The sequence below is a fragment of the Streptomonospora sp. PA3 genome, assembly GCF_009728995.1.
Taxonomy (GTDB): domain Bacteria; phylum Actinomycetota; class Actinomycetes; order Streptosporangiales; family Streptosporangiaceae; genus Streptomonospora.
In genome coordinates this window covers 55,385-78,906 of the sequence record NZ_VTZW01000004.1, presented here as the reverse complement: position 1 = coordinate 78,906, position 23,522 = coordinate 55,385, and the positions used below count along the sequence as shown (strand labels likewise).

The 23,522-nt window shown below is 73.9% G+C and carries 18 protein-coding genes; 12 read left to right on the top strand and 6 right to left on the bottom strand.

Annotated features, from left to right (window positions below):
* Positions 1–37 precede the first annotated feature (37 nt).
* From FZ103_RS03155 to FZ103_RS25275, 3 genes are all read left to right on the top strand, one after another.
* Positions 38–922, top strand: coding sequence for an LLM class flavin-dependent oxidoreductase (locus tag FZ103_RS03155; protein ID WP_155998746.1), 885 nt, complete (start codon positions 38–40; stop codon positions 920–922).
* Positions 923–983: 61 nt separating this feature from the next.
* Positions 984–1,946 (top strand): DNA polymerase III subunit delta, encoded by a 963-nt coding sequence (holA, locus tag FZ103_RS03150; protein WP_155998745.1) that lies wholly within the window; start codon positions 984–986, stop codon positions 1,944–1,946.
* Positions 1,947–2,446: 500 nt separating this feature from the next.
* On the top strand, positions 2,447–2,836 hold the full coding sequence (locus FZ103_RS25275; protein ID WP_343233353.1) for a GNAT family N-acetyltransferase: 390 nt from the start codon (positions 2,447–2,449) through the stop codon (positions 2,834–2,836).
* 624 nt (positions 2,837–3,460) lie between these two features.
* On the opposite strand, the gene hutI is transcribed toward FZ103_RS25275, so the two are convergent.
* Together hutI and hflX are read right to left on the bottom strand one after the other, a co-directional pair.
* The gene (gene hutI / locus FZ103_RS03140) at positions 3,461–4,669 is read right to left on the bottom strand and encodes an imidazolonepropionase (protein WP_155998744.1); all 1,209 of its coding nucleotides are present in this window, start codon (positions 4,667–4,669) and stop codon (positions 3,461–3,463) included.
* Positions 4,670–4,950: 281 nt separating this feature from the next.
* Positions 4,951–6,435, bottom strand: coding sequence for a GTPase HflX (gene hflX / locus FZ103_RS03135; RefSeq protein ID WP_155998743.1), 1,485 nt, complete (start codon positions 6,433–6,435; stop codon positions 4,951–4,953).
* A gap of 607 nt (positions 6,436–7,042) precedes the next feature.
* Here hflX and aceB point away from each other — a divergent pair.
* From aceB to FZ103_RS03110, 5 genes are all read left to right on the top strand, one after another.
* On the top strand, positions 7,043–8,647 hold the full coding sequence (gene aceB / locus FZ103_RS03130) for a malate synthase A (protein WP_155998742.1): 1,605 nt from the start codon (positions 7,043–7,045) through the stop codon (positions 8,645–8,647).
* 141 nt (positions 8,648–8,788) lie between these two features.
* Entirely contained in the window at positions 8,789–10,252 is a 1,464-nt protein-coding gene (locus FZ103_RS03125) for an FAD-linked oxidase C-terminal domain-containing protein (RefSeq protein WP_155998741.1), read from the top strand.
* 73 nt (positions 10,253–10,325) lie between these two features.
* Entirely contained in the window at positions 10,326–11,576 is a 1,251-nt protein-coding gene (locus FZ103_RS03120) for an FAD-binding oxidoreductase (RefSeq protein WP_343233352.1), read from the top strand.
* Between the two features lie 124 nt (positions 11,577–11,700).
* Positions 11,701–13,029 carry a heterodisulfide reductase-related iron-sulfur binding cluster gene (locus tag FZ103_RS03115; RefSeq protein ID WP_186355738.1) on the top strand — a complete coding sequence of 443 codons (1,329 nt, stop codon included), beginning with the start codon at positions 11,701–11,703 and terminating at the stop codon, positions 13,027–13,029.
* Between the two features lie 547 nt (positions 13,030–13,576).
* The gene (locus FZ103_RS03110; RefSeq protein ID WP_155998739.1) at positions 13,577–15,634 is read left to right on the top strand and encodes a glycosyltransferase; all 2,058 of its coding nucleotides are present in this window, start codon (positions 13,577–13,579) and stop codon (positions 15,632–15,634) included.
* 45 nt (positions 15,635–15,679) lie between these two features.
* Here the strand turns inward: FZ103_RS03110 and dapF are convergent, their stop codons facing one another.
* Complete coding sequence (dapF, locus tag FZ103_RS03105; RefSeq protein ID WP_155998738.1) at positions 15,680–16,504, bottom strand: diaminopimelate epimerase; 825 nt, start codon at positions 16,502–16,504, stop codon at positions 15,680–15,682.
* 197 nt (positions 16,505–16,701) lie between these two features.
* Between dapF and miaA the strand changes: the two genes are divergently transcribed.
* Together miaA and FZ103_RS03095 are read left to right on the top strand one after the other, a co-directional pair.
* On the top strand, positions 16,702–17,664 hold the full coding sequence (gene miaA / locus FZ103_RS03100) for a tRNA (adenosine(37)-N6)-dimethylallyltransferase MiaA (protein ID WP_343233351.1): 963 nt from the start codon (positions 16,702–16,704) through the stop codon (positions 17,662–17,664).
* 80 nt (positions 17,665–17,744) lie between these two features.
* Positions 17,745–18,503 (top strand): VOC family protein, encoded by a 759-nt coding sequence (locus FZ103_RS03095; RefSeq protein ID WP_155998736.1) that lies wholly within the window; start codon positions 17,745–17,747, stop codon positions 18,501–18,503.
* A gap of 19 nt (positions 18,504–18,522) precedes the next feature.
* Here FZ103_RS03095 and FZ103_RS03090 read toward each other — a convergent pair whose 3' ends face one another.
* Positions 18,523–19,203, bottom strand: coding sequence for a hypothetical protein (locus FZ103_RS03090; protein ID WP_186355737.1), 681 nt, complete (start codon positions 19,201–19,203; stop codon positions 18,523–18,525).
* A 138-nt stretch (positions 19,204–19,341) separates the two neighbouring features.
* Here FZ103_RS03090 and FZ103_RS03085 point away from each other — a divergent pair, with 138 nt between their 5' ends.
* Positions 19,342–20,124, top strand: a complete 783-nt coding sequence (locus tag FZ103_RS03085; protein WP_155998735.1) for a TetR/AcrR family transcriptional regulator — start codon at positions 19,342–19,344, stop codon at positions 20,122–20,124.
* Positions 20,125–20,145: 21 nt separating this feature from the next.
* Positions 20,146–21,432 (top strand): cytochrome P450, encoded by a 1,287-nt coding sequence (locus FZ103_RS03080; protein WP_343233350.1) that lies wholly within the window; start codon positions 20,146–20,148, stop codon positions 21,430–21,432.
* A gap of 49 nt (positions 21,433–21,481) precedes the next feature.
* Here the strand turns inward: FZ103_RS03080 and miaB are convergent, their stop codons facing one another.
* A complete protein-coding gene (gene miaB / locus FZ103_RS03075; protein WP_343233367.1) occupies positions 21,482–22,948 on the bottom strand; it encodes a tRNA (N6-isopentenyl adenosine(37)-C2)-methylthiotransferase MiaB in 1,467 nt (488 codons plus the stop codon).
* Between the two features lie 142 nt (positions 22,949–23,090).
* Entirely contained in the window at positions 23,091–23,495 is a 405-nt protein-coding gene (locus FZ103_RS03070) for a Uma2 family endonuclease (RefSeq protein WP_155998734.1), read from the bottom strand.
* Between the last annotated feature and the right edge of the window lie 27 nt (positions 23,496–23,522).

Genomic DNA, 23,522 nt, shown 5'->3' with positions numbered 1-23,522 from the left:
CGCCCGGCGGACAAACACGACCGACCTTGGAGTCCCGATGCGGATCAGCACCAGCCTGCCCACGACCGGCGCCGGGATCGTGGACGTCTCCATGGTCGGGCATCTGGAGGACCTCGGCCTGGACGGAGTCTCGATGCCCGACCTCCTCCTCGGCGAAGGGACACCCGGACTGGACCCGCTGATCGTTCTTGCCGCGGCGGCCCAGCGCACACGCCGGATCAGCCTGGAATTCGGCGTGCTCAGCCTGCCCCTGCGCCCTGTGGCGCTCGTCGCCGCCCAGATCCAGGCGCTCCAGCACCTCTCCGGGGAGCGGGTCGTCCTGGGCACCGGGCTCGGCGGCTTCCCCGGAACCCCCTTCTGGCGTGCCGCCGGCGCCCCGCGCACCGAGCGCGGCCGGCGCGCGGACAGGGTGCTGGCGGCTCTGCCGGGACTCGTCGGGGGCGATCCCACGGAGGTGGACGGCGAGCTCGTCACCCTCGCGCCCTCGGCCGCCGTTCCACCGATCCACGTCGGCGGGAACTCCGAGGCCGCCATGCGCCGCGCTGTCCGCTACGGCGACGGCTGGGCGCCGTCGCTTGTCACTCCGTCCGCTCTGGCCGCGAAGGTCGAACGGCTGCGGGAGATCGCCGAAGAGCTCGGCCGACCGGTGCCCGCCGTCAGCGTGGGCGGCCACGCCGTGCTCAACGGCTCCACCGCGGCTGTGCAGTCTTTCGTCGACAACGTGGTCCGCATGCAAGGCATCCCCCGGGAGGAGGCCGCGCGGCTTCCGGTGACCGGAGGGCCGGCCGAGGTCGCCGAGCGCATCGCGTCCTACGCCGACGCCGGCGCAGGGGCCGCCACGCTCAGCCTCGACGGCGGTTCATGGGCCGAGCAGGCGGAAACCCTCGCCGACGCCGCGTCGCGGCTGAGGGCGGGCCGCTGATCCCGGTCGCCGCCGTCGGGCTGTGAGCACAACGGTCTCCGCGGCATGGCATGCTGCAGCCATGACCTCCGTTCCCCTGCTGTCCGTCGTCGTCGGCGACGAGGAGCTGCTCGCCGACCGCGCCGTCGCCGAGATCGTCGCCGCGGCCCGCGCCGAAGAGCCCGGGGTCGACGTGCACGACCTGGTACCCGCGCAGGTCACCTCGGGGAAACTGGCCGAGGCCACCTCGCCCTCGCTGTTCGGCGAGCGGCGAGTCGTAGTGCTGCGCTCGGCGCAGGACCTGACCAAGGACCTGGCCGCAGAGGTCACCGGCCTGCTGCAGAACCCGGCGGACGACGTCATGCTGGTGCTGGTGCACGCCGGCGGCGCCAAGGGCAAGGCGCTGCTGGACGCCGCGGTCAAGGCGGGCGCCCGCCGCATCGACTGCGCCAAGCCGACCAAGGCCGCCGAACGGATCCAGTTCATCAAGGGCGAGTTCTCCCGTGCGGGCCGCCAGATCACCGGCGACGCCGCCCAGGCGCTGCTGGACGCGGTCGGCAACGACCTGCGCGAGCTCGCCGCGGCCTGCACGCAGCTGGTCGCCGACACCGAGGGCCGCGTCGACACCGCCGCCGTCGCCCGCTACCACAGCGGCAAGGCCGAGGCCACGGGCTTCACCGTCGCCGACCGCGCCGTGGAGGGCCGCCTGCCCGAGGCCCTGGAGCAGTTGCGCTGGTGCCTGGCCGTGGGGACCGCTCCGGTGCTGATCAACAGCGCCTTGGCGGGCGCCGTGCGCGGGCTGGCGGTGGTGGCCCAACCGCAGCGCGGCGCCCCCGATGCCGAACTCGCCAAGCGCGCCAAGATCCCGCCGTGGAAGCTCAAGACGCTGCGCCAGCAGGCGCGCGGGTGGTCGCCGCAGGGAGTGGCGCGCGCGATGGCCGTGGTCGCCGAGACCGACGCCCTGATCAAGGGGGCCGGCCGCGACCCCGCTTACGCGCTTGAACGCGCGGTCATCGAAATCGCCACCGCCCGCAACCAGCGCTGATCACGGTCCCGCGCCGCGGCCCGACTCCGCCCGGGCCGGCCGGTCGGGGACGGACGGGTTCGTGCACCAGTGGGCGGTCGGCTCCCGGCTGGTCCTCGCGGTTGGAGGCGCGGTGGCGGTTCCCGATACGGCAGGCACCGCGGACCTGGTCCGGGGCCTGCAGGAGCGCGCGGCTCGGGCCCTGCCCGCGCAGCGCTCCGACGATACGGGCGGATGGCTGGTGCGCCACTCGCCGGGCTGCGCCTGGTGGGTGAGCGCGGCGCTGCCGCACGGCGGTCCTGCGCGCCACGAGGAACTGGAGCAGGGTCGCCCTGGCGGAGGAGTTCTACACCGGCCGCGGCGCACCTCCTCGCTTCCAGATCACCCCGGGAGCATGCCCCGAACGGCTCGACGCGGCACTGGCCGGGCGGGGCTACCGCCGCCGGGGGAGGCTGTCGCTGCAGACCGCCCCGACCGCGCGGATCCGCGAGCGCGTCCCCGCGGGACCGCTGCGCGTCCGGGTGGACGAACGGCCGACAGACGGCTGGTTCGCCGCCTGGTTCGCCGTGCACGGCCGTGAAGGGCTCGCCGAACCCGAAAAGGCGCTGCTCGGCCGCGTGCGCGGCCCGTCCGCCCATGTCCGGGCGATCGCCGGAAGCGCCGTCGTCGCGGTCGGCCGCGCCGTCGCCGACACGGGCTGGGCGGGGGTCTTCGGGATGGCGACGCTGCCCGAGGCACGCGGCCGGGGCGCGGCCGGCGTCGTCCTCGCCGCGCTGGCACAGTGGGCCCACGCTCGGGGAGCCGAGCGAATGTACCTCCAGGTCGAGCGCGACAACACCCCGGCCCTGCGCCTTTACCAACGCGCGGGTTTCACCGAGGCCTGCCGCTACCACTACCGCACCCTCGATTGATCTCGATTCCGCCGCGGGCCGGGGCGGCGGTGGGTTGAGCCGGCGCGGATCGGTAGGGGTGCTCGTCGGTGGCGGTGGGCGACGGGGCAGCGAGGCCGACAGGGGTTCGGGCTGGTGCGCCTCCCGCCCGTCACCCGCCACCACCCCAACGGAGGCGCCTCGCGCCACGCACCTACTCCCGTCACCCGCCACCACCCCAACGGAGGCGCCTCGCGCCACGCACCTACTCCCGTCACCCGCCACCACCCCAACGGAGGCGCCTCGCGCCATGTACTCGTTCTGCGCCGGCTTGCCGGCGAGCGCACCGTGCACTCTTCCCGCCCGAGCCTGCCGCGGTGCGGCTCCACCCGGCAGGTACCGCGTGCGCTCGGCGGCCAGGAAACAGGTGACGCGCAGCGTCTCCGCTGGGGTGGTGGCGGGCTGACGGGCGGGCCACGCTTCGCGAACCGCGCCCATTGCCGCAGCCTCTGCGGTGCCCGCCGGCGCGGGGTTCCGGAGGCCCCTTGAGCGGCGGCGGCCCAGCCCGCGACCCTCGCCGTCCTCACCAATCTCGTCGGGTGCGGCGCCATGCGGCGGCGGGACCACATCGCAGGATCCCCCGCTCCCGGCAACCCGGTAGGCGTTCTAGCGGATCGTCTCGCCGCCCCGCCAGACGCGGATGGTGTTGAGGCCGTAGGACCAGGCGAACGCGCCCTCGTGGTCGGCGTCCCACTGGACGATGTCGGCGTAGTGACCCGGAGCCAGAATGCCGCGGTCGTTGAGCCCCAGCGCGTAGGCACCGCCCACCGTGGCCGCGCGCAGGGCCTCCAGAACGCTCATGTTGAACATGGAGATGGCCATGGAGATCGCCAGCGGAAGCGACATGGTGCCCGACTGCCCGGGGTTGTGGTCGGTGCCCAGCCCCACGGGCACGCCGTGGTCCAGCAGCGAGCGCACCGGCGGGGTGCGGCGCTCGTGCAGCGAGGTGGTCGGGCACACGACCACCGGCGTGGTGGTCTTGGCCAGCGCGAGGACGTCGTCCTCGTCGGTCTCGTGCAGCAGGTCGACCGACGAGCACTGCATGTCGGCGCCCATGCGCACGGCGCCGTGGCGGGGCTTCGCGCAGGCGTGCATGTGCGTGGCCAGCCCCACCGCGCGCCCGGAGGACAGCAGCCGGGCGGCGTCGTCGGTGGTGAACTGCTGGTTGTCGCAGTAGACGTCGACACCGTCCGCGCCGGCCTGGGCGGCGTCGCTCAGCCAGGAGGCCACCGCGTCGACGTAGTCGCGGGGGCGGCCGAAGTACTCGGGCGGCACCGCGTGGGCGGCGAAGAAGGTCACCTGCAGCCGCGGCATGCCCGGCTCCTCCTCCAGCGCCCGCAGCAGCCGCACGTCGGCCAGCTCGCCGTCGCGGGTCAGGTGGTAGCCGGTCTTGGCCTCGACCGTGGTGCAGCCCGACAGCACCCAGTGCCGCAGCCGTTCGCGGACCGCGTTGCACAGGGTCCAGGGGTCGGTGCCGCGGGTCACGGTGACGGTGGAGGCGACGCCTCCGCCCGCGCCGGTGATCTCGGACTTGGAGGCGCCGCTGGCGCGCATGGCGACCTCGGCGTAGCGGTTGCCCGCGTAGACCGGGTGGCAGTGGGCGTCGATCAGCCCGGGAGTGACCAGGCCGCCGCCGATGTTGTCGACCTCGTCGACGTCGACGATGTCGTCGATGACCCCGGGCAGGCTCTGCGGGAGGTCGGCGGCCGGGCCGACCCAGGCGATGCGGTCGTGGTGCACGAGCATGGCCGCGTTACTGAGCAGATCGGTTCCGGTCCACAGCCGCCCGATGTTGGTCAGCAGTCGTACTGTCATCGTCTCACCGGCCCGCCCCAGTACTCATGGCCGCCGGATCGCGGGTGCGGACCGGTACGCGCGAGCGGACATAGGCGACCTCGTTCTCGACTCAACTGGCGGGGGGAGGTGGTGCGGCCGGGGAGGCGGGCAACTCACGGGGCTGGGTGCCAGTGGCTCAAAACCGTAGTTCATCCTCCGACGCCGTGTACACCTCTTCGCCGTCTCATTCACCCATCGCGGAATACAACGGCGGAACCCCGCGCGGGGTTCCGCCGTGTGGGTGACGTCCGCGGCTCAGATTACACTGCGGCGTACTCGTCGAGCTTGCCGGCGAGCAGTCCGGGAACGTAGGCGTGCAGCCGGGTGCCCTCGCCGGTGTGCTCCTGCTCGAGGATGCGGCCCTCCTCGTAGACGCGGGAGACCAGGTCGCCCCGGTCGTAGGGCAGCATGACCCGCACTTCGCGATCCAGGCTGGGCAGCGCGTCGGCCACGGCCGCGACCAGTTCCTGCACACCCGCCCCGGTGCGCGCGGAGACCTCGACGGCCCGCGGCTCCTTGGCGCGCAGCTGCTTGAGCACGAGCGGGTCCGCGGCGTCGGTCTTGTTGAGGACAACGACCTCGGGCACGCCGCCCGCGCCGATCTCGGCGAAGACCTCGCGTACCGACGAGAGCTGCTGCTCGGGGTCGGGGTGCGAGGCGTCGACGACGTGCAGGATCAGGTCGGAGTCGGCGACCTCCTCCAGCGTGGATCGGAACGCCTCGACCAGCTCGTGGGGCAGGTGGCGGACGAACCCGACGGTGTCGCTGAGCGTGAAAGCCCTGCCGTCGGGCGTGCGCGCCTGCCGCACGGTGGGGTCGAGGGTGGCGAAGAGCGCGTCCTCGACCAGCACTCCGGCGTTGGTGAGCCGGTTGAGCAGACTGGACTTGCCGGCGTTGGTGTATCCGGCGATGGATACGGCCGGCACCTGGCGGGCCTGGCGCTTGTCGCGCTTGACGTCGCGGGACGTCACCATTTGGCCGAGCTGGCGGCGCAGCTTGGCCATGCGGGCGTTGATGCGCCGCCGGTCGGTCTCGATCTTGGTCTCACCGGGGCCGCGCAGACCCACGCCGCCGTTGCCGCCGCCGGCGCGGCCGCCGGCCTGGCGGGAGAGCGTGGCGCCCCATCCGCGCAGTCGGGGCAGCAGGTAGCTGAGCTGGGCGAGTTCGACCTGGGCCTTGCCCTCGCGGCTGCGCGCGTGCTGGGCGAAGATGTCGAGGATGAGCGCGGTGCGGTCGATGACCTTGACCTTGACGATGTCCTCGAGCTGGCGCAGCTGGCCGGGCGCCAGTTCGCCGTCGCAGATGAGGGTGTCGGCGCCGGTGCTCTCGACGATCTCCCGCAGCTCCTCGGCCTTGCCGCGACCGATGTAGGTGGCCGGGTCGGGCTTGCGGCGGCGCTGTGTGACGCCTTCGAGGACGACCGCGCCCGCCGTCTCGGCGAGCTGCTTGAGCTCGGTCAGCGAGTTGTCGGCGTCCACCTGGGTTCCGCTGGTCCACACGCCCATCAGGACGACGCGCTCCAAGCGCAGGGCGCGGTATTCGACCTCGGTGACGTCGGTGAGCTCGGTGGAGAGCCCTTCGACGCGGCGCAGCGCCTGGCGCTCGGCGAGTTCGAGTTCCCCCTGCTCGGGCGATCCGGTCGTGTGCTCAGCGATCTGCGGCCCGGTTGCGGCCGCCCGGTCCGGCGACTCCGCGAAGACCTGCTCGGCGGAGTCCAGCGAACCGCGATCAACGAATGTATTCATATCCCTCCGGATGCTTGAACGCCCAGGCGGCGGGAACTTGTTCCCGCGATCGATAGTGGCACGCCCTGCTGACATGCGGCACCCCTTTTCTTCCCGGCCCGGTCTCCAGTTCGGATTCCCCGACCCGCCGGCGGGGCGGTGCTCGTCCCGCGGTCCTTCGGACCGGTCGGTCCCCGAGCGGTTGGGTAGCGGCCACGGAAGCGGGCGGCGCGCCGGCGCCTCCGTCAGGGGCGGTGGTGGGTGACGGGCACACAAGCACGCGGCGCGCCGGCGCCTCCGTCAGGGGCGGTGGTGGGTGACGGGCACACAAGCACGCGGCGCGCCGGCGCCTCCGTCAGGGGCGGTGGTGGGTGACGGGCACACAAGCACGCGGCGCGCCGGCGCCTCCGTCAGGGGCGGTGGTGGGTGACGGGCACACAAGCACGCGGCGCGTCAGCGCCTCCGTCAGGGGCGGTGGTGGGTGACGGGTGGGCAAATTGCCCCAACCTTTCCACCAGGGCAAAGAGTGCCCCCACGTCCGGCGCGCCCTCCGTTGACCGTGATCGAACCCGTCAGTAACGTAAATTCCACATACCAGAAGTTACTTCCGCTTCGCGAAAGGATTCCGATGGCCGCCACCACCGGGGTCGAGATCACCGGCCCCATGCACGAACGCTTCGACCAGATCCTCACCGACGACGCACTGGCGCTGGTCGCCGAGCTGCACCGGCGGTTCGAAGGGCGGCGCCAGGAGCTGCTGGCCGCGCGCGTCCGCCGCCAGGAGCAGATCTCCGCCGGCACCGATCTGGATTTCCCGCCCGAGACCCGCCACATCCGCGAGGACACGTCCTGGCAGGTCGCGCCGCCCGCGCCCGGAATCACCGACCGGCGCATCGAGATCACCGGCCCCACCGACCGCAAGATGACGGTCAACGCCCTCAACTCCGGCGCAAAGGTGTGGCTGGCCGACTTCGAGGACGCCAACACCCCGCTGTGGGAGAACATGATCGGGGGCCACCTCAACCTCCGCGACGCCCTCGACCGCACGATCGACTTCACCACCCCCGAGGGCAAGACCTACGCACTCAAGGACGACTCCGAGCTGGCCTCGATCATCGTGCGCCCCCGCGGCTGGCATCTGGACGAGAAGCACATCCTCGTCGACGGCGCCCGCACCGCCGGCGGCATCGTCGACTTCGCGCTCTACCTGTTCCACTGCGCCCAGCGCCAGCTCGACAAGGGCAAGGGCCCCTACTTCTACCTGCCCAAGCTGGAGAGCCACCTCGAAGCGCGGCTGTGGAACGACATCTTCGTCGCCGCCCAGGAGCACCTGGGCATCCCGCGCGGCACCATCCGCGCCACGGTGCTCATCGAGACGATCCCCGCCGCCTTCGAGATGGAGGAGATCCTCTACGAGCTGCGCGAGCACTCCGCCGGCCTCAACGCCGGGCGCTGGGACTACCTGTTCAGCATCATCAAGGTGCACCGCACCCGCGGCCGCAGCTTCCTGATGCCCGAGCGCAACGCCGTCACCATGACCGCCCCGTTCATGCGCGCCTACACCGAACTGCTGGTGAGCACCTGCCACCGGCGCGGCGCCCACGCCATCGGCGGCATGGCCGCGTTCATCCCCAGCCGCCGCGACCCCGAGGTCAACGAGCGCGCCCTGGCCAAGGTCCGCGACGACAAGGCGCGCGAGTCCGGTGACGGTTTCGACGGCTCCTGGGTGGCCCACCCCGACCTCGTCCCGGTGGCCAAGGAGGTCTTCGACGGCGTCCTGGGCGAGGCGCCCCACCAGATCGACCGCAAGCGCGAGGACGTGTCGGTCAAGGCGGCCGACCTGCTGGCCGTGGACTCCGCCGAGGGCGGCATCACCGAGGCCGGGCTGCGCGGCAACATCAACGTCGGCCTGCAGTACCTCGCCTCCTGGCTCGGCGGAAACGGCGCCGCGGCCATCCACAACCTGATGGAGGACGCCGCCACCGCCGAGATCTCCCGTTCGCAGGTCTGGCAGTGGCTGCACAACGACGTGACCCTCGACGACGGCCCCCGGGTCACCCGCGACCTGGTCCGCCGGCTCATCGACGAGGAGATGGCCGCCATCCGCGAGCAGCACGGCGACGCCTACGACGCCCGGCTGTTCGAGCAGGCCAAGGAACTGTTCGCCGAAGTGGCGCTCGCCGACGACTACGTGGACTTCCTGACGCTGCCCGCCTACGAGCGCATGCCGTGAACCCCTCGGGCGCGGCGGCATGCGGTATACGAAAGACCGCCGCGCCCGGTTCCCTTGCCCTTGTGCGGGGAATCGAGAGAGAGTACGGACCCACCGCGGCGACCCGCCGCGGTGTTCGACGAGGGGGAGGGCGAGCCCCGCATGCCGCAACCGCTCACCGCGCTGATCCCGCGACTGCGCGAGATCTGCGGCGACGACGGCGTCATCACCGACCGCACCCGCCGCCGCACCTACGAAAGCGACGGCCTCACCTACCACGCCAGCACGCCCGGGGTGGTGGTGCTGCCCACCACCACCGACCAGGTCGCCGCCGTGGTCCGGCTGTGCGCCGACGCCGGGGTGCCCTTCGTGCCGCGCGGCGCAGGCACCGGCCTGTCGGCGGGTGCGCTGCCGCACAGCGAAGGCGTCCTCATCGTCACCTCCAGGATGCGCCGCATCCTGGAGATCGACGTCGCCAACGAGCGCGCCGTCGTCCAGCCCGGCGTGGCCAACCTGGAGGTCACCCGCGCCGCCGCGCCGCACGGCTACTACTACGCCCCCGACCCCTCCAGCCAGCAGGTGTGCTCGGTGGGCGGCAACATCGCCGAGAACTCCGGGGGCGCGCACTGCCTCAAGTACGGATTCACCGTCAACCACGTGCTCGGGCTGGAGATCGTCACCCCGCAGGGCGAGGTGGTGCGGCTGGGAGGCAAGGCGGCCGACGCGCCGGGCTACGACCTGCTGGGGGCGTTCGTCGGCTCCGAGGGCACCCTGGGCATCGCCACCGAGATCACGGTGCGGCTGCTGCGCGCGCCGCAGAAGGTCCGCACACTGCTGGCCGCCTTCGAGACCATGGACGCCGGAGGCGCGGCCGTCTCGGCCATCATCTCCGCCGGAGTGCTGCCCGCCGCGGTGGAGATGATGGACGCCCTCTCGATCGAGGCCGCCGAGGCGGCGGTGGCCTGCGACTACCCGCCCGGCGCCGGCGCGGTGCTGATCGTGGAGCTGGACGGCCCCGCCGCCGACGTCGACGCCCAGTTCGAGCGCGCGACCCGGCTGTGCCGCGAGTCGGGGGCCTTCGAGGTCCGCACCGCCGACGACGCCGCGGAACGCGCCCGCATCTGGAAGGGCCGCAAGTCGGCGTTCGCCGCGGTCGGCCGCATCAGCCCCGCCTACATCGTCCAGGACGGCGTCGTTCCGCGCACCGCGCTTCCCGACGTGCTGCGCCGCATCGCCGAGCTGTCGGCGGCGTCGGGCATCCGGGTCGCCAACGTCTTCCACGCCGGCGACGGCAACCTCCACCCCCTGGTGCTGTTCGACGACGCCGAGCCCGGGGCCTCCGAGCGGGCCGCCGAGGTATCCGGCAGGATCCTGGACCTGTGCATCGAGCACGGCGGCTCCATCACCGGCGAGCACGGGGTCGGGGTCGACAAGGCCTGCCAGATGCCGGAGATGTTCTCCCCCGCCGACCTGGAGACCATGGACCTGTTCCGCTCGGCATTCGACCCGGCGGGCATCGCCAACCCCGAGAAGCTGCTGCCCACGCCCCGGCTGTGCGGGGAGCGGCCGGGAGTGCGCAAGGGCGTGCACCCCCTCGTGGCCGAGGGCGCGGCGGAGCAGTTCTGATGCGGGGTGAAAGCCGGACGGGGCGGCGGGCCACCACCGCCGGCACCGCGCCCCACACAGCGGGAGCACATCAGTGACACAGGACGAGACGATCACCACCCCCCTGGCCGAGGAGCTGGGCGCCGGCGGGGCGCAGGTGCGTGAGGGCACCCCCGGCGACGCCGTCGGCGGCCGCGTCCCGCGCTACGTCGCCCGGCCGCCCGACACCGCGGCGGCCCAAGCCCTGCTGGCGGCCGCCCACCGCCGCGGCCTGGCCACCGTCGTGCGCGGCAACGGCACGGCGTCCGACTGGGGCGCCCCGCCGCGGCGCTGCGACCTGGTGCTGGAGACCGCCGCCCTGACCGGCATCGAGCACGCGGCCGGCGACCTCGTCGTCCGGGTCGGCGCGGGCACCCCGCTGGCCGACCTGCAGGCCGAACTCGCCGCCTCCGGGCAGCGGCTGACGCTGGACCCGCTGGTGGCAGGCGGCACCGTCGGCGGAGCCGTGGCCACCGGGCTGTCGGGACCCCGCCGCCTGCTGCACGGCCCGCTGCGCGACCTCATCATCGGGATGACCGCCGTCCGCGCCGACGGCGTCGCCGCCTCCTCCGGCGGGCGCGTCGTCAAGAACGTCGCAGGCTATGACCTGGGCAAGCTGCACACGGGCGCGCTGGGCACCCTCGGGCTGATCACCTCGGTCACCTTCCGGCTGCACCCGCTGCCGGAGGCGCTGCGCACCGTCAGCGCCGGCGCCCCCAACCCCGAGACGGCGCAGCGCTGGACGCACGCCGTTCTGGGCTCGGGCGCCGTGCCCGCCGCGGTGGAGCTCGACTGGCCCGAAACCGGCCCGTTGACCCTGCGGGTCCTGCTGGAGGGCGCGGAAGGCGGTATCGACGCCCGAGCCCGAGCCGTGGCCGAGCTGATGGAGGGCTCGGGGATCAGCGAGGGGGCTCCCGCCCAGTGGGGGGCGCTGCCCGGCGCGGCCGGGGACACCCTGCTCAAGGCCGCCGTGCCCATCGGGCAGGTCGCCGAGGCCGCGCGGCTGCTGCACGAGGCCGCCCAGGACCAGGGCACCACCGCCGCCGTCGCCGGTTCGGCGGGCGCCGGCGTGCTCTTGGCGGCCCTGCCCGCCTCGGCGGGCGCCGCGTCCGTCAACGGCGTGGTCCGCAGGGTGCGCGCGGCCGTGGAGGGCGGCGTGACCGTCGCCCGACCCGCGCCCGCGCTCGCCGACGCCGAGTTGGACCTCTGGGGCGAGGTGCCCGGGTTGGAGCTGATGCGCGCCGTCAAGCTGCGGTTCGACCCCCGCGGTCTCCTGGCACCCGGCCGGGGTCCCGGAGGGATCTGATGAGGGCGGCCCGCGCACAGCGCCCGGATCGGCGGCTGGGGCCCCACGCACGGCCGCGGCCGTGCGGCCCCCGCCCTGAGCGGCGTCCGGCACCAGGCGACATCCGTTGGGAAAGGCAGGAACCGTGACCGACAGCGATACCGCACCCGGCGCCGGCGAGGGCTCGCGCTCCTTCGACGATCTGCTCGGCGACTGCGTGCACTGCGGGTTCTGCCTGCCGACGTGCCCCACCTACGTGCTGTGGGGCGAGGAGATGGACTCCCCGCGCGGGCGCATCCACCTGATGGGCCAGATGCGCGAGGACGACGTGCTCAGCGAGGCCGCGGCGGGCCACTTCGACAACTGCCTGGGCTGCCTGGCCTGTGTCAGCTCCTGCCCCTCGGGCGTGGCCTACGACGCGCTGATCGAGTCCACCCGCGCCACCGTCGAGCAGGAGCACCGCCGCCCCGCCGGGGAGCGGCTGCTGCGGGCGGCGGTCTTCGCGCTGTTCCCCTACCGCAGGCGGCTGGAGCTGATGCGCGGCCCGCTGAAGGCCTACCAGGCCAGCGGGCTGAACCGGCTGGTGCGGCGCACGGGCGTGCTGGAGCGCATCTCCCCCTCGCTGGCGACGATGGAGCGCATCGCTCCGCCGCTGACCGGCGCCGTGCCCGCCCTGCCCGAGGTGGTTCCGGCGCGCGGGCGGCGCCGCGCCGTGGTGGGCATGCTGACCGGCTGCGTGCAGGGAGCGTTCTTCCCGCAGGTCAACACGGCGACGGCGCGGGTGCTGGCCAGTGAGGGCTGCGACGTGGTCATCCCGCGCGAGCAGGGCTGCTGCGGCGCGCTGTCCGCCCACACCGGGCGCGCCGCCGAGGCGGCCGGCTTCGCGCGCGCCACCGCGGCCGCCTTCGCCGACGCCGGCGTGGACGCGGTCGTGGTCAACTCCGCCGGGTGCGGGGGCACCATGAAGCACTACGGACGGGTGCTGGAGGAGGCCGGCGCCGCCCCCGAGGAGGTGCGCCGCGCCGAGGAGCTGTCGGCACGGGTGGTGGACCTGTCGGAGTACCTGGTCCAGCTGGGTCCGCGGGCGCCGCGCCACCCGCTGCCGGTGCGCGCCGCCTACCACGACGCCTGCCACCTCTCCCACGGCCAGGGCGTCACCTCCCAGCCGCGCGAGCTGCTGCGCGCGATCCCCGAACTGGAGGTGGCCGACCTGCCCAACCCGGAGATCTGCTGCGGCTCGGCCGGGGTCTACAACCTGCTGCGCCCGCAGGCGGCCGGCGATTTGGGCGAGCGCAAGAGCGAGGACGTGCGCTCGACCGGCGCGGAGCTGCTGGTTGCGGGCAATCCCGGCTGCTCGCTGCAGATCGCCTCGGCCATGGACCGCGCCGGGGAGCCGATCTCCGTGGCCCACACCGCCCAGGTGCTCGACGCCTCCATCCGCGGCCTGGATCCGGCGGTGCTGCTCACGCGCTGAGCGGGCGGGCCGGGGCCGGTTGCGGGCCGTGTCGAGGTCGGGCCCACCGGTTTGCGCCCGGTGCCACGCGCGCGGCCGCCTGCGCACTGCGCGGGACGTCCGCACAGCTCATAGCAGGAGAGACCGGGCGGCGGCCATCCGATCGCCCACCTGGCGCCACTGCGGGGCCCCGGAGGCGGGCGCCCTCGCCGGGTGGCGCCCTCGCAGGGCGGAGTCGCCGCCGCCGCGACCGCGGCGATGCCCCGCCGCTCACCGGCGGGTCGCGACGAGGGCGGGCAGACGGCCGGAGTCGGCCAACCGCGGCCCGTAAAGGGACGCCCGACCCGGTTAACACCGGACATATGGCACAATAACTGTTAATCCCCCAAACAGTATCTTGAGGAGCACCCCCACCTCCCATCCACGCCGCATCCCCCATCCCCCGCATGACCGCGCTTTAGGCCCGATGAGCAGATCATCCGCTGATCGGGTCTAACACCCATGCCCGCTTGGCGCGCACTGTCCCCGCTCGGCACTCCGCGCGTGTCCACCACGGAGTCACCCCACCTTGCGCATCACGTTTCTGCTGCACAACGCCTATGGCATCGGCGGCACCATCCGCTCCACGGTCAACCTCGCCACCGCGCTCTCCCAGCGCCACGACGTCGAGATCGTCAGCATCCACCGCCCCGTCGACACCCCCAGCCTGCCCGCCGGCCCGCGCGTGGCCCTGCGCTCACTCGTCGACGTCCGCGACGACACCGGACCCGCCCGCGACGAACGCGAGCAGCGGCTCCTGGAGCAGCCCAACACCGTCTACCCCGACTCCGGTGTCGACGGCGACCGCCGGATGCACTACACCGCGCTGCACGACGAGCGCATCGGCGCCCTCCTCGACGAGAGCGAGGCCGACGTCGTCATCGCGACGCGCCCGATCCTCAACGGCTACCTCGCCCGCCACCGCAAGCGCGGCCGGATCCACATCGGGCAGGAGCACCTGTCCATGGACGCCCACGACGACCGGCTGCGCGAGGACCAGAACGCGGCCGTGGCCCGCTTGGACGGCTTCGTCACCGTCTCCGAAGGCGACGCCGCCCAGTACCGCGCCGCCCTGCCCGACGTCGCCACCCGGATCCTGTGCATCCCCAACGGAGTCCCGGCGCCCGAGGTCGAGCCCTCCACCCTGGACTCCAAGACCATCGTTGCGGCCGGCCGGCTGATCCAGATCAAACGCTACGACCGGCTCCTGGACGCCTTCGCCAAGATCGTCCCGCAGTACCCGGACTGGACCCTGCGCATCTACGGGCGCGGACCGGCACGCCTGCAGCTGCGCAGGCGCATCGACGAGCTCGGCCTCAACGACAGCGCGATGCTGATGGGCCCGGCCTCCCCCATCGAGACCGAGTGGGCCAAAGGCGCCGTCGCCGCCGTCGCCTCCGACCGCGAATCCTTCGGCATGACCATCGTTGAGGCCATGCACTGCGGCGTCCCGGTGGTGGCCACCGACTGCCCGTTCGGCCCCGCCGAGATCATCTCCCACGGCTCCACCGGCCTGCTCGTGCCCCTGGAGGGCGGCGCCGACGCGTTCGCCCAGGCCCTGACACGCCTCGTGGCCGACGAGGACGAGCGCCGCGCCATGGGCAAGGCCGCCCGCGAAGCGGCGCCGGCCTGGGCCCCCGACGCGATCGCGCGCCGCTACGAGGCTCTGATCGAGGAACTGGCGCCGCGCCGGCGACGGCTCACCCGGCTGCTTGGGCGCCGCAGGCCGGCCCCTGCCGCCCGGCAGGAGACCGCGCCGGCGCCCAAGCACCCCGAAGCGCGGGCGCGCGCCCGCGAAGACGGCCGGGTCGAACTGACCCTTTCCGCGGACATGCTGCCCGCGGGCGCGTGGGACTTCCTCACCCGCCTGCGCCGCGGAGAGCGGGAACTGCGCCTCCCCCTTCCCGCCGCCGACAGCACCGGCCGCGTGCGGCTGCTGCTCGCGCCGCTGGAGGAGGACTTCACCGAAGGGCGCTGGGACTGCTGGATCCTCCCGCGCGAAGGCGAGGGCAAGCGCCGCCGGATCAAAGCGGCGCAGGTCGAGCAGGCGCGGCTGCTGCGCAACCCCGAACCCGCCGCCGACGGGCGGCGCACGCGGCACTGCATCCCCTACACCACCGCCGACGGGTTCCTGGCGCTGCGGATGTGGAACCGCGCCGCCCACGCCGAGGTCGCCGCCGCCCGCCCGGACGACTCGGGAATCCGCATCACCGCGCGGATGCTCTCCGCACGCCCTCTCCCCCGGGAGGGAATGCGCCTGCAGGCGGTGCACCGCGCGGAGCCGGAATCGTCCTTCGACGTCGAGGCCCTACCCGACCCGGACGATCCGAACCGCTTCCACGCCCAGGTGCCCCACACCGTGCGACGCACCGGCGACGACGGCATCTGGGACCTGCGGCTGCTGCCGGGCCCGGACGAGCCGGCCGTGCCCCTGGGCCGGATCGGCGGCGACCTCGCCGACCGGAAGAAGGCGCACGTCTATGCGCCCACCCGCCTGGACCATCCCGAACTGGGCCGCACCCGCGTGCGCCTGTACTACACGGTCGACAACCACCTAGCGCTGGCCCACCGCACCGATCCCGGGTAGCGGCCGCGCGCCCGCGAGCGGGTGTGCTCGGCTGGGCGGCCGGGGTCAGCCGCCCAGCCCCATCAGCACCTCGCCCTCGGCGACGAGGGCCGCGGGGCCGCGGAGGCGGGCGCCCTCGGCGTCGAGGAAGACGATGCACTCGCCGCCGGGCACGCGCACCCGCCAGGTGGCGCCCTCGCCGGGCGGAGTCGCCGCCGCCGCGACCGCGACGATGCCGGTGCCGCAGGAGCGCGTCTCGCCCGAACCGCGCTCGTTGACGCGCATCTCCAGCGTCCCGGGCGCGGCCGCGGCGAACACCTCGACGTTGGCTCCGTCGGGGAACTGCGCCGGGTCCAAGCGCGGGCGGCCGCTCAGATCCACCTCCGCGGGGCTGCGATCCACCCGGCAGGCCAGGTGCGGGTTGCCCACCCACACGCGGGTCCCCTCGACCCTGCCGTCGGCCAGCTCCGCGCTGCCCTCGCCCAGCAGTTCGGGACGGCCCATGTCCACCGTGACGTCGCCGTCGTCCTCCAGCACGACGCGGCGCGCACCGGCCCGGGTGCCCACCGCCAGCTCCTTGCCGGAGACCAGGCCGCGGTCGGCCAGGTAGCGGGCGAAGACCCGCACGCCGTTGCCGCACATCTCGGCGACGCTGCCGTCGGCGTTGCGGTAGTCCATGAACCATTCGCAGTCGGCCGCCGAGGCCGCGGGCCCGGTCAGCGTCTCGCCCAGGGCCGCTGTGCGCACCACGCGCAGCACCCCGTCGGCCCCGATGCCGGCGCGGCGGTCGCACAGTGCGGCCACCGCGGCCGGGCGCAGGTCCAACGCGCCGTCGGGGTCGGGGAGGATCACGAAGTCGTTCTCGGTGCCGTGCCCTTTGGCGAATCGCATGGGCCTCATCCTAAGCCGGTGCCACCGGCCGCCGGTGCCGCTGAACGGCGCGGACTCCGTCCCGCCGGCCGCCGCGGGCCGGCCGGTCCGGCGCAGGGCACCGGCACCCGCGGGCCGCCGCCGCTGCCACACTGGAACCACGGCGCCGGCGCGTCCGGCGGCCACGGCACGGCAGCGGCACACGAGGAGGCGGATCCGTGGACGGGCGGCAGGACGGCGCGTATCCCCCGGTGATCGCCGTGGTCGGGGCCACCGCCGCCGGGAAATCCGACCTCGCCGTGGAACTGGCGCTGCGGCTGGGGGCCGCCTCCGGCGGCGCCGAGGTCGTCAACGCCGACTCCATGCAGCTCTACCGCGGCATGGACATCGGCACCGCCAAGCTCACCCCGCAGGAGCGCCGCGGCGTCGTCCACCATCTGCTCGACATCTGGGACGTCACCCGCACCGCCAACGTCGCCGAGTACCAGGAGCTGGCGCGCGCCCGCATCGACGGCCTGCGCCGCCGCGGCGCGGCGCCCGTCCTGGTGGGCGGGTCGGGCCTGTACGTGCGCGCGGCGCTGGACGAGCTCGACTTCCCCGGGACCGATCCCGCCGTCCGCGCCCGGCTGGAGGCCGAACTGGCCGAACGCGGCCCCGCCCCTCTGCATGAGCGCCTGGCAGAGCGCGACCCGCGGGCGGCCGGGGCCATCCTGCCCGGCAACGGCCGGCGCATCGTACGCGCGCTGGAGGTCATCGAACTGACCGGACGCCCCTTCACCGCGACGCTGCCCGAGCACACCTCGCGCTACCCGTGCGTGCAGATCGGGGTGCACGTACCGCGTCCTCGCCTGGACGCCCGCATCGAGGACCGGGTGGACCGGATGTGGCGCGCCGGGCTGGTCGAGGAGGTGCGGGCCCTGCGCGCGCAGGGGCTCGCCGAGGGACGCACCGCCTCGCGCGCCCTGGGCTACGCCCAGGTGCTGCGCTTCCTCGCGGGCGAGTACGACGAGGAGGCGGCTCGCGCCGAGACCGTGCGCGCCACCCGCCGCTTCGCCCGCCGCCAGGAGTCCTGGTTCCGCCGCGATCCGCGCGTGCACTGGCTCGACCACGACGACCCCGAGCTGGTCGAGCGAGCACTGGAGCTGGTCCGCACCGCCCAGGCGGCCGCCCGCACCGGCTGAGCACGCCCCGCTCGGGTCCCCGGCGCCCCCGGGGAGCCGAGCGGCGAATGCGGGTTTGCGAACACGGGTACGAACCCGCCATGACGACTGCGGTGGAGTACCCGGCGGGCGCCCCCTGCTGGATGGAGATCTCGGTGCCCGAGCTGGGCCGCGCCAAGGAGTTCTACGGCGGGCTGTTCGGGTGGGAGTTCGACGACCGCCCCTACACCCTGGCGCGCCTCGGCCCGCGCCGGGTCGCCGGCCTCAGCGAGCAGTGGGGCACCGACACCGACCCCGCCGAGCCCGCCGCCTGGACGGTCTTCCTGTCCACCCGCGACCTCGACACCGCCCTGCGCACCCTCACCGAGGCCGGCGGGCGCCTGCTGGCGGCCCGCCAGGACATCGGCGACCTCGGCGCCATGGCCCTGGCCCGCGACCCCACGGGCGCGGCGCTGGGCCTGTGGCAGCCGGACACCCTGCGCGGCTGCGAGGCCTCCGGCCCCGGGGCTCCGGTGTGGACGGAGGTCGCCAGCGCCGATATCCGCGCGACCACCGCGTTTTTGGTCCGGGTCTTCGGCTGCGAGCCCGAGCGGGTGGATGGCTTCGACTTCGTCACCCTCTACAGCGGGGGCTCCCCGGTGCTGGGGGTCTACGGCGACGACGACCGCCCCCGCCGAGACCACGCCGCCTGGCTCACCTACTTCGCGGTGCGCAGCGCCGACGCCGCGGCCGAGTACACGCGCAGCGCGGGCGGCCGGGTCCTCCGGCCCGCCGCCGACTCCCCCTACGGCCGCTGGTGCGTGCTGTCCGACCCCTTCGGCGCGCGCTTCGCCGCGGTCGAACCCGACGAGGCGGCCTGACCGCGGCCTCCCCGCCCGGTCACCGCCACAGCGCCGCGAAATAGCCCACGCCGTAGGGCGCCTCGTGGGCGAGCAGCTCACCGCGCAGCCCGGCGCCCTTGGCCGCCCCCGCGAGCACCTGCCAGGCCGCCCGGCCGCCCGCCATCAGCTCCACGGCCAGGGCGGGATCCACCCGCTCCAGCGCCGCGGTGTCGGCCGCGGCCAGCGCCTCGGCCACCGCCGCATCGAACCCGGGGGCGCGCTCGTCGGCGGGCCCGGGCGCGTGCTCGCCGCGGCGGGCGCTGCCGTCGCCCATGACCAGCAGCGCGACCCGGCCCGCGGAAGCGGCCAGAGCCGCGCCGCGCTCGCCGCACCGCCCCGGCCCGGCCTGCGGATCCACCTCGACGTAGCGGTTGGGCCGCAGCCCCGAGCGCTCGCACAGCCACCGCCCCACCGTCAGCGACAGGGGAAGCTCGGGCGGCCCCTCCCCCACGCGCACCGCGACGCCGTAGCCGTCCAGACCACCGGCGGCGCCGGGGCCATGCGTCCGGTCGGCGTCCCCGCACCCCACGACCGCGATCGCGTCGGGACCTGTTGCGGCCAGCCCCGCCAGCACCCGGTCGCAGGCCGCGCGCAGCCCGTCGAGCTCGGCGGCGGCCCCCTGCGCGACCTGCGGCACAAGCAGCGGCGGATGGGGGCACACGGCCGCGGAGATCAGCACAGGGGCGAGGCTATCGCGCCCGCGGCGGCTCTTTGCGGATTCCTAGCACCGGCAGGGCCTTGCGCCGCGGGCAGCCGGTGCTACCGTCGAACCATGACCGTTTGACCAGATGCCTAATCCGGTCAAACAGTCAGAACAGTGTCCCCGACCACCAGGAGCAGCAAGCCCGTGCCCCTGCCCGACCCTCCCGCGACCTCCCCGCACACCGACGACGCCGAGCGCGACGCCCGCGCCGAACGCATCCTCGACGCCGCCGCCGAACTCCTCGTCTCCTGGGGCTACCGCCGCGTCACCGTCGAGGACGTCGCCAAGCGCGCCGGCATCGGCAAGGGCACGGTCTATCTGCACTTCCACACCAAGGAGCTGCTGTTTCTCACCGTGCTGCTGCGCGTCCAGGCGGCCATGGTGGAACGCCTCATCCGCGCCTTCCGCGACGACCCCGAGCAGGTGCGCCCCAGCGCGCTCGCGCGCACCAACTACCACATGGTCGCCGAGGACCCCATCGCCCGAGCCATGCTCTTGGGCGACAGCGAAACCCTCGGCTCCCTGACCAGCAGCGGCGTCCGCGACCTCGGCGACTTCATGCAGGCCCGGATCACCCTGATGACCGAGTACTTCCAGACGCTGCACGACCACGGCATCCTGCGCGCCGACGCGCCGCTGGAACTGCAGATGCACGCCTACTTCCGCATCTTCTTCGGCTACATCGCCACCGAACCGGCGACCGAGTCCCTGCGCAGCGACCCCCTGCACCGCGTCGCGGCCGACGCCGACATGCTCGCCCACATCATCGGCGCCTCCCTGGAAGCGCCCGGCGACGACCCCGACCGCGCCCGCGCGGCCGCCCCCCGCATCGTCGCCCTGTTCGAGCGGCTGCTCACCCGCATCCGCGAAGAGATCGCCAACCAGAAGCAGACCTGACGCCCGAAGGAGGGCCCAGCCGTGACCGCCTCCACCCGCGACGGCTCCGCACCCGACTCACCCGACGTCGACTTCATGGACCCCGCGCTGAGCCTCGACCCCTACACCGGGTTCGGCCGGCTCCGCGAGGAACGGCCCGTGGCGCGCACGCGCAACCTCGACGGGTCCGCGATGTGGATCCTCACCCGCCACGACGACGTGCGCGCGGTCCTGGACGACCCGCGCTTCGCCAACGACCCGCGCTCCGTACCGGGCATCGACACCGACAAGCGCGCCGACATGCTCGTCCGGCTGGGCATGCCCGAGGACTACGTCGGCTACCTCGCCGACAGCATCCTCGACACCGACCCGCCCGACCACACCCGGCTGCGCAAACTGGTCTCGCGCGCGTTCACGGTGCGCCGCGTCAACCGGCTCCGCCCCCGCGTCGAGGAGATCGCCTCCGGGCTCCTCGACACCCTGCCCGCCCGCGCCGGCGAGGACGGCACCGTCGATCTCATCGAGCACTTCGCCTACCCGCTGCCCATCACGGTCATCTGCGAGATGGTCGGGGTGCCCGAGCAGGACCGGCCGCTGTGGCGCCGGTGGGGCGCCGACCTGGTCCGCATGGAGTCGCCGGAGCGGATGCGCGACGCCACCGTCGAGATGGTCGAGCACATCCGCGAGCTGATCGCGCGCCGGCGCGAGGCTCCCGGCGACGACCTGATCGACGCCCTCATCGCCGTCCGCGAGGAGGACGGCGACCGGCTCACCGAGAAAGAACTCATCACCATGGTGCTCACCCTGGTGATCGCCGGCCACGAGACCACCGCCAACCTCATCGGCAACGGGACCGCGGCCCTGCTCACCCACCCCGACCAACTCGCGCTGCTGCGCGGCGACGCCGATCTGGCGCCGCGGGCCGTGCACGAGCTGATGCGCTGGTGCGGCCCCATCCTCGCCACCCGGGCGCGCTGGGCCACCGAGGACATCGAGCTCGGCGGGCAGCTCATCCGGCGCGGCGAACCGGTCATGGCGATGATCGTCGGCGCCAACCGCGACCCGCGCCGCTTCCCCGACCCCGACCGCCTCGACATCACCCGCACCTACGAGACCCGCGGCGAGCAGCACACCGGGTTCGGCCACGGCGTGCACTACTGCCTGGGCGCGGCCCTGGCCCGCCAGGAGGGGGAGGTGGCGTTCACCCGCCTGTTCGAGCGCTACCCCCGCCTGGAACTGGGCACGGCAGCCGACGAGCTGGAGTGGATGCCGCGGCCGGGCATGCGCCGACTCGCGCGGCTGCCGCTGCGGCTGAACCAGGGGGAGTGAGCGCACCCGGCGGGCGGCCCCGGACCCGCCGCGGCCGCCCGCCGGGGCCTCAGCCGATCCCGCAGCCCCCGGAGGCGGCCGGCTGCGCCTCGGGCGCGCCGACCGTGGGCATGCCCAGCAGCACCCCCGGCTGGGCGGGCTCGCGGCCGTTGCGCGCCGCCCAGGCATCGCCCGCACGCGTGCGCCGCACCGCGCGCACCCCGGAGTCGGCCACCAGGTGGTGCGGCGCGGCGTAGGTGACCTCGACGGTGGCGAAGTCGCCCGGACGCAGGCCCGCGGCGGTGTCGTCGTCGACGGCGAAGTGCACCAGCCGGTTGTCGGGCGCCCGCCCCGACAGCCGGCGCCGCTCGCCGTCCTTGCGGCCCTCGCCCTCGGCCACCAGCAACTCGACCTCGCGGCCCACGAGCTTGCGGTTCTCTTCGGCCGAGATGGACTCCTGCAGGGCCACCAGCCGCTCGTAGCGCTCCTGCACGACCTCCTTGGGCAGCTGGCCCTCCATCTCCGCGGCGGGGGTGCCCGGCCGCTTGGAGTACTGGAAGGTGAACGCGGCGGCGAAGCGGGCCTCGCGCACCACGTGCAGGGTCTCCTCGAAGTCCTCCTCGGTCTCGCCGGGGAAGCCCACGATGATGTCGGTGGTGATCGCGGCTTCGGGCATGGCCTCGCGCACCCGGCGCACGATCCCCAGGAAGCGCTCCTGGCGGTAGGACCGCCGCATCGCCTTGAGCACCCGGCTGGAGCCCGACTGCAGCGGCATGTGCAGCTGCGGCATCACGTTGGGGGTCTCGGCCATCGCCTCGATGACGTCGTCGGTGAAGTCGCGCGGGTGCGGCGAGGTGAACCGCACGCGCTCCAGCCCGTCGATCTCGCCGCAGGCCCGCAGCAGCTTGGAGAACGCCTGCCGGTCGCCGAACTCGCTGCCGTAGGCGTTGACGTTCTGCCCCAGCAGGGTGACCTCGGCGACGCCCTCGCCGACCAGCGCCCGCACCTCGGCCAGCACATCGCCGGGGCGGCGGTCCTTCTCCTTGCCGCGCAGCGCCGGGACGATGCAGAACGTGCAGGTGTTGTTGCAGCCCACCGACACCGACACCCAGGCGGCATAGGCCGACTCGCGGCGGCTGGGCAGGGTGGAGGGGAAGGTCTCCAGCGACTCCTCGATCTCGACCTGCGCCTCGCGCTGCACCCGGGCGCGCTCCAGCAGCACCGGGAGTGAGCCGATGTTGTGCGTCCCGAAGACCACGTCCACCCACGGCGCGCGGCGCACGATCTCGCCGCGGTCCTTCTGGGCCAGGCACCCGCCCACGGCGATCTGCATGCCGGGATGGGCGTCCTTGACCGGGCGCAGGTGCCCGAGGTTGCCGTAGAGGCGGTTGTCCGCGTTCTCCCGGACCGCGCAGGTGTTGAATACGACGACGTCTGCGGTGGTGTCCTCGGCTGCGCGCTCGTAGCCCGCGTCCTCCAGCAGACCGGAGAGGCGCTCGGAGTCGTGGACGTTCATCTGGCAGCCGTAGGTCCGCACTTGGTAGGTACGACTCTGGCTCACGGCTCCCAGGCTAGTGCCTGTGCCGCCTTGCGCCGTCCGCCCCGGCGAAGGCGTGGAAAAGGCGGCCGCCCGGCCCTCGCGACGCGGGCCGGGACGGGCGGTGCGGGCCCGGCGGCGCTCAGCGCGCCGGCGCGGGCGCCGAGCGGGTGAAGCCGGCGACGCGCGGATGGAACGCCACGGGCGCCCCCGACTCCCGGGAGAAGGAGTCCAGCCCCTCGCGCACGGCCGCATCCGGTTCGCCGTAGACGTCCAGTCCCAGCACGGTGCTGTACTCCATGACCTCGCGGATGTGGGGATCGGAGATCCGCCAGTGCTCCAGCACGGCCGCGGAGTCCGGGTAGAGCTGGAAGCTGTAGGCCAGCGAGCGGTCCTCGTCGAAGTAGACCTCCACCATGAGCTGCGGCGCGTGCCGCTCGGTGAAGGCCGCCGCCCGCTCGACCGCGGCGCGGAAGCCCTCCCGGTGTCCGGGTTCCACCCGCATCGTGTTGCGGAACATGATCGGTGACTGCGGTGTCGATGCCATGACCCGATCCTGCAACCTCAACCATAG

Bases quoted from the DNA above. Each gene is read 5' to 3' on its own strand.
- aceB (WP_155998742.1), top strand. From the start codon at position 7,043: ATGGCCGCCACCACCGGGGTCGAGATCACCGGCCCCATGCACGAACGC.
- hflX (WP_155998743.1), bottom strand. From the start codon at position 6,435: ATGAATACATTCGTTGATCGCGGTTCGCTGGACTCCGCCGAGCAGGTC.
- holA (WP_155998745.1), top strand. From the start codon at position 984: ATGACCTCCGTTCCCCTGCTGTCCGTCGTCGTCGGCGACGAGGAGCTG.
- FZ103_RS03155 (WP_155998746.1), top strand. From the start codon at position 38: ATGCGGATCAGCACCAGCCTGCCCACGACCGGCGCCGGGATCGTGGAC.
- FZ103_RS03125 (WP_155998741.1), top strand. From the start codon at position 8,789: ATGCCGCAACCGCTCACCGCGCTGATCCCGCGACTGCGCGAGATCTGC.
- dapF (WP_155998738.1), bottom strand. From the start codon at position 16,504: ATGCGATTCGCCAAAGGGCACGGCACCGAGAACGACTTCGTGATCCTC.
- hutI (WP_155998744.1), bottom strand. From the start codon at position 4,669: ATGACAGTACGACTGCTGACCAACATCGGGCGGCTGTGGACCGGAACC.
- FZ103_RS03095 (WP_155998736.1), top strand. From the start codon at position 17,745: ATGACGACTGCGGTGGAGTACCCGGCGGGCGCCCCCTGCTGGATGGAG.
- FZ103_RS03070 (WP_155998734.1), bottom strand. From the start codon at position 23,495: ATGGCATCGACACCGCAGTCACCGATCATGTTCCGCAACACGATGCGG.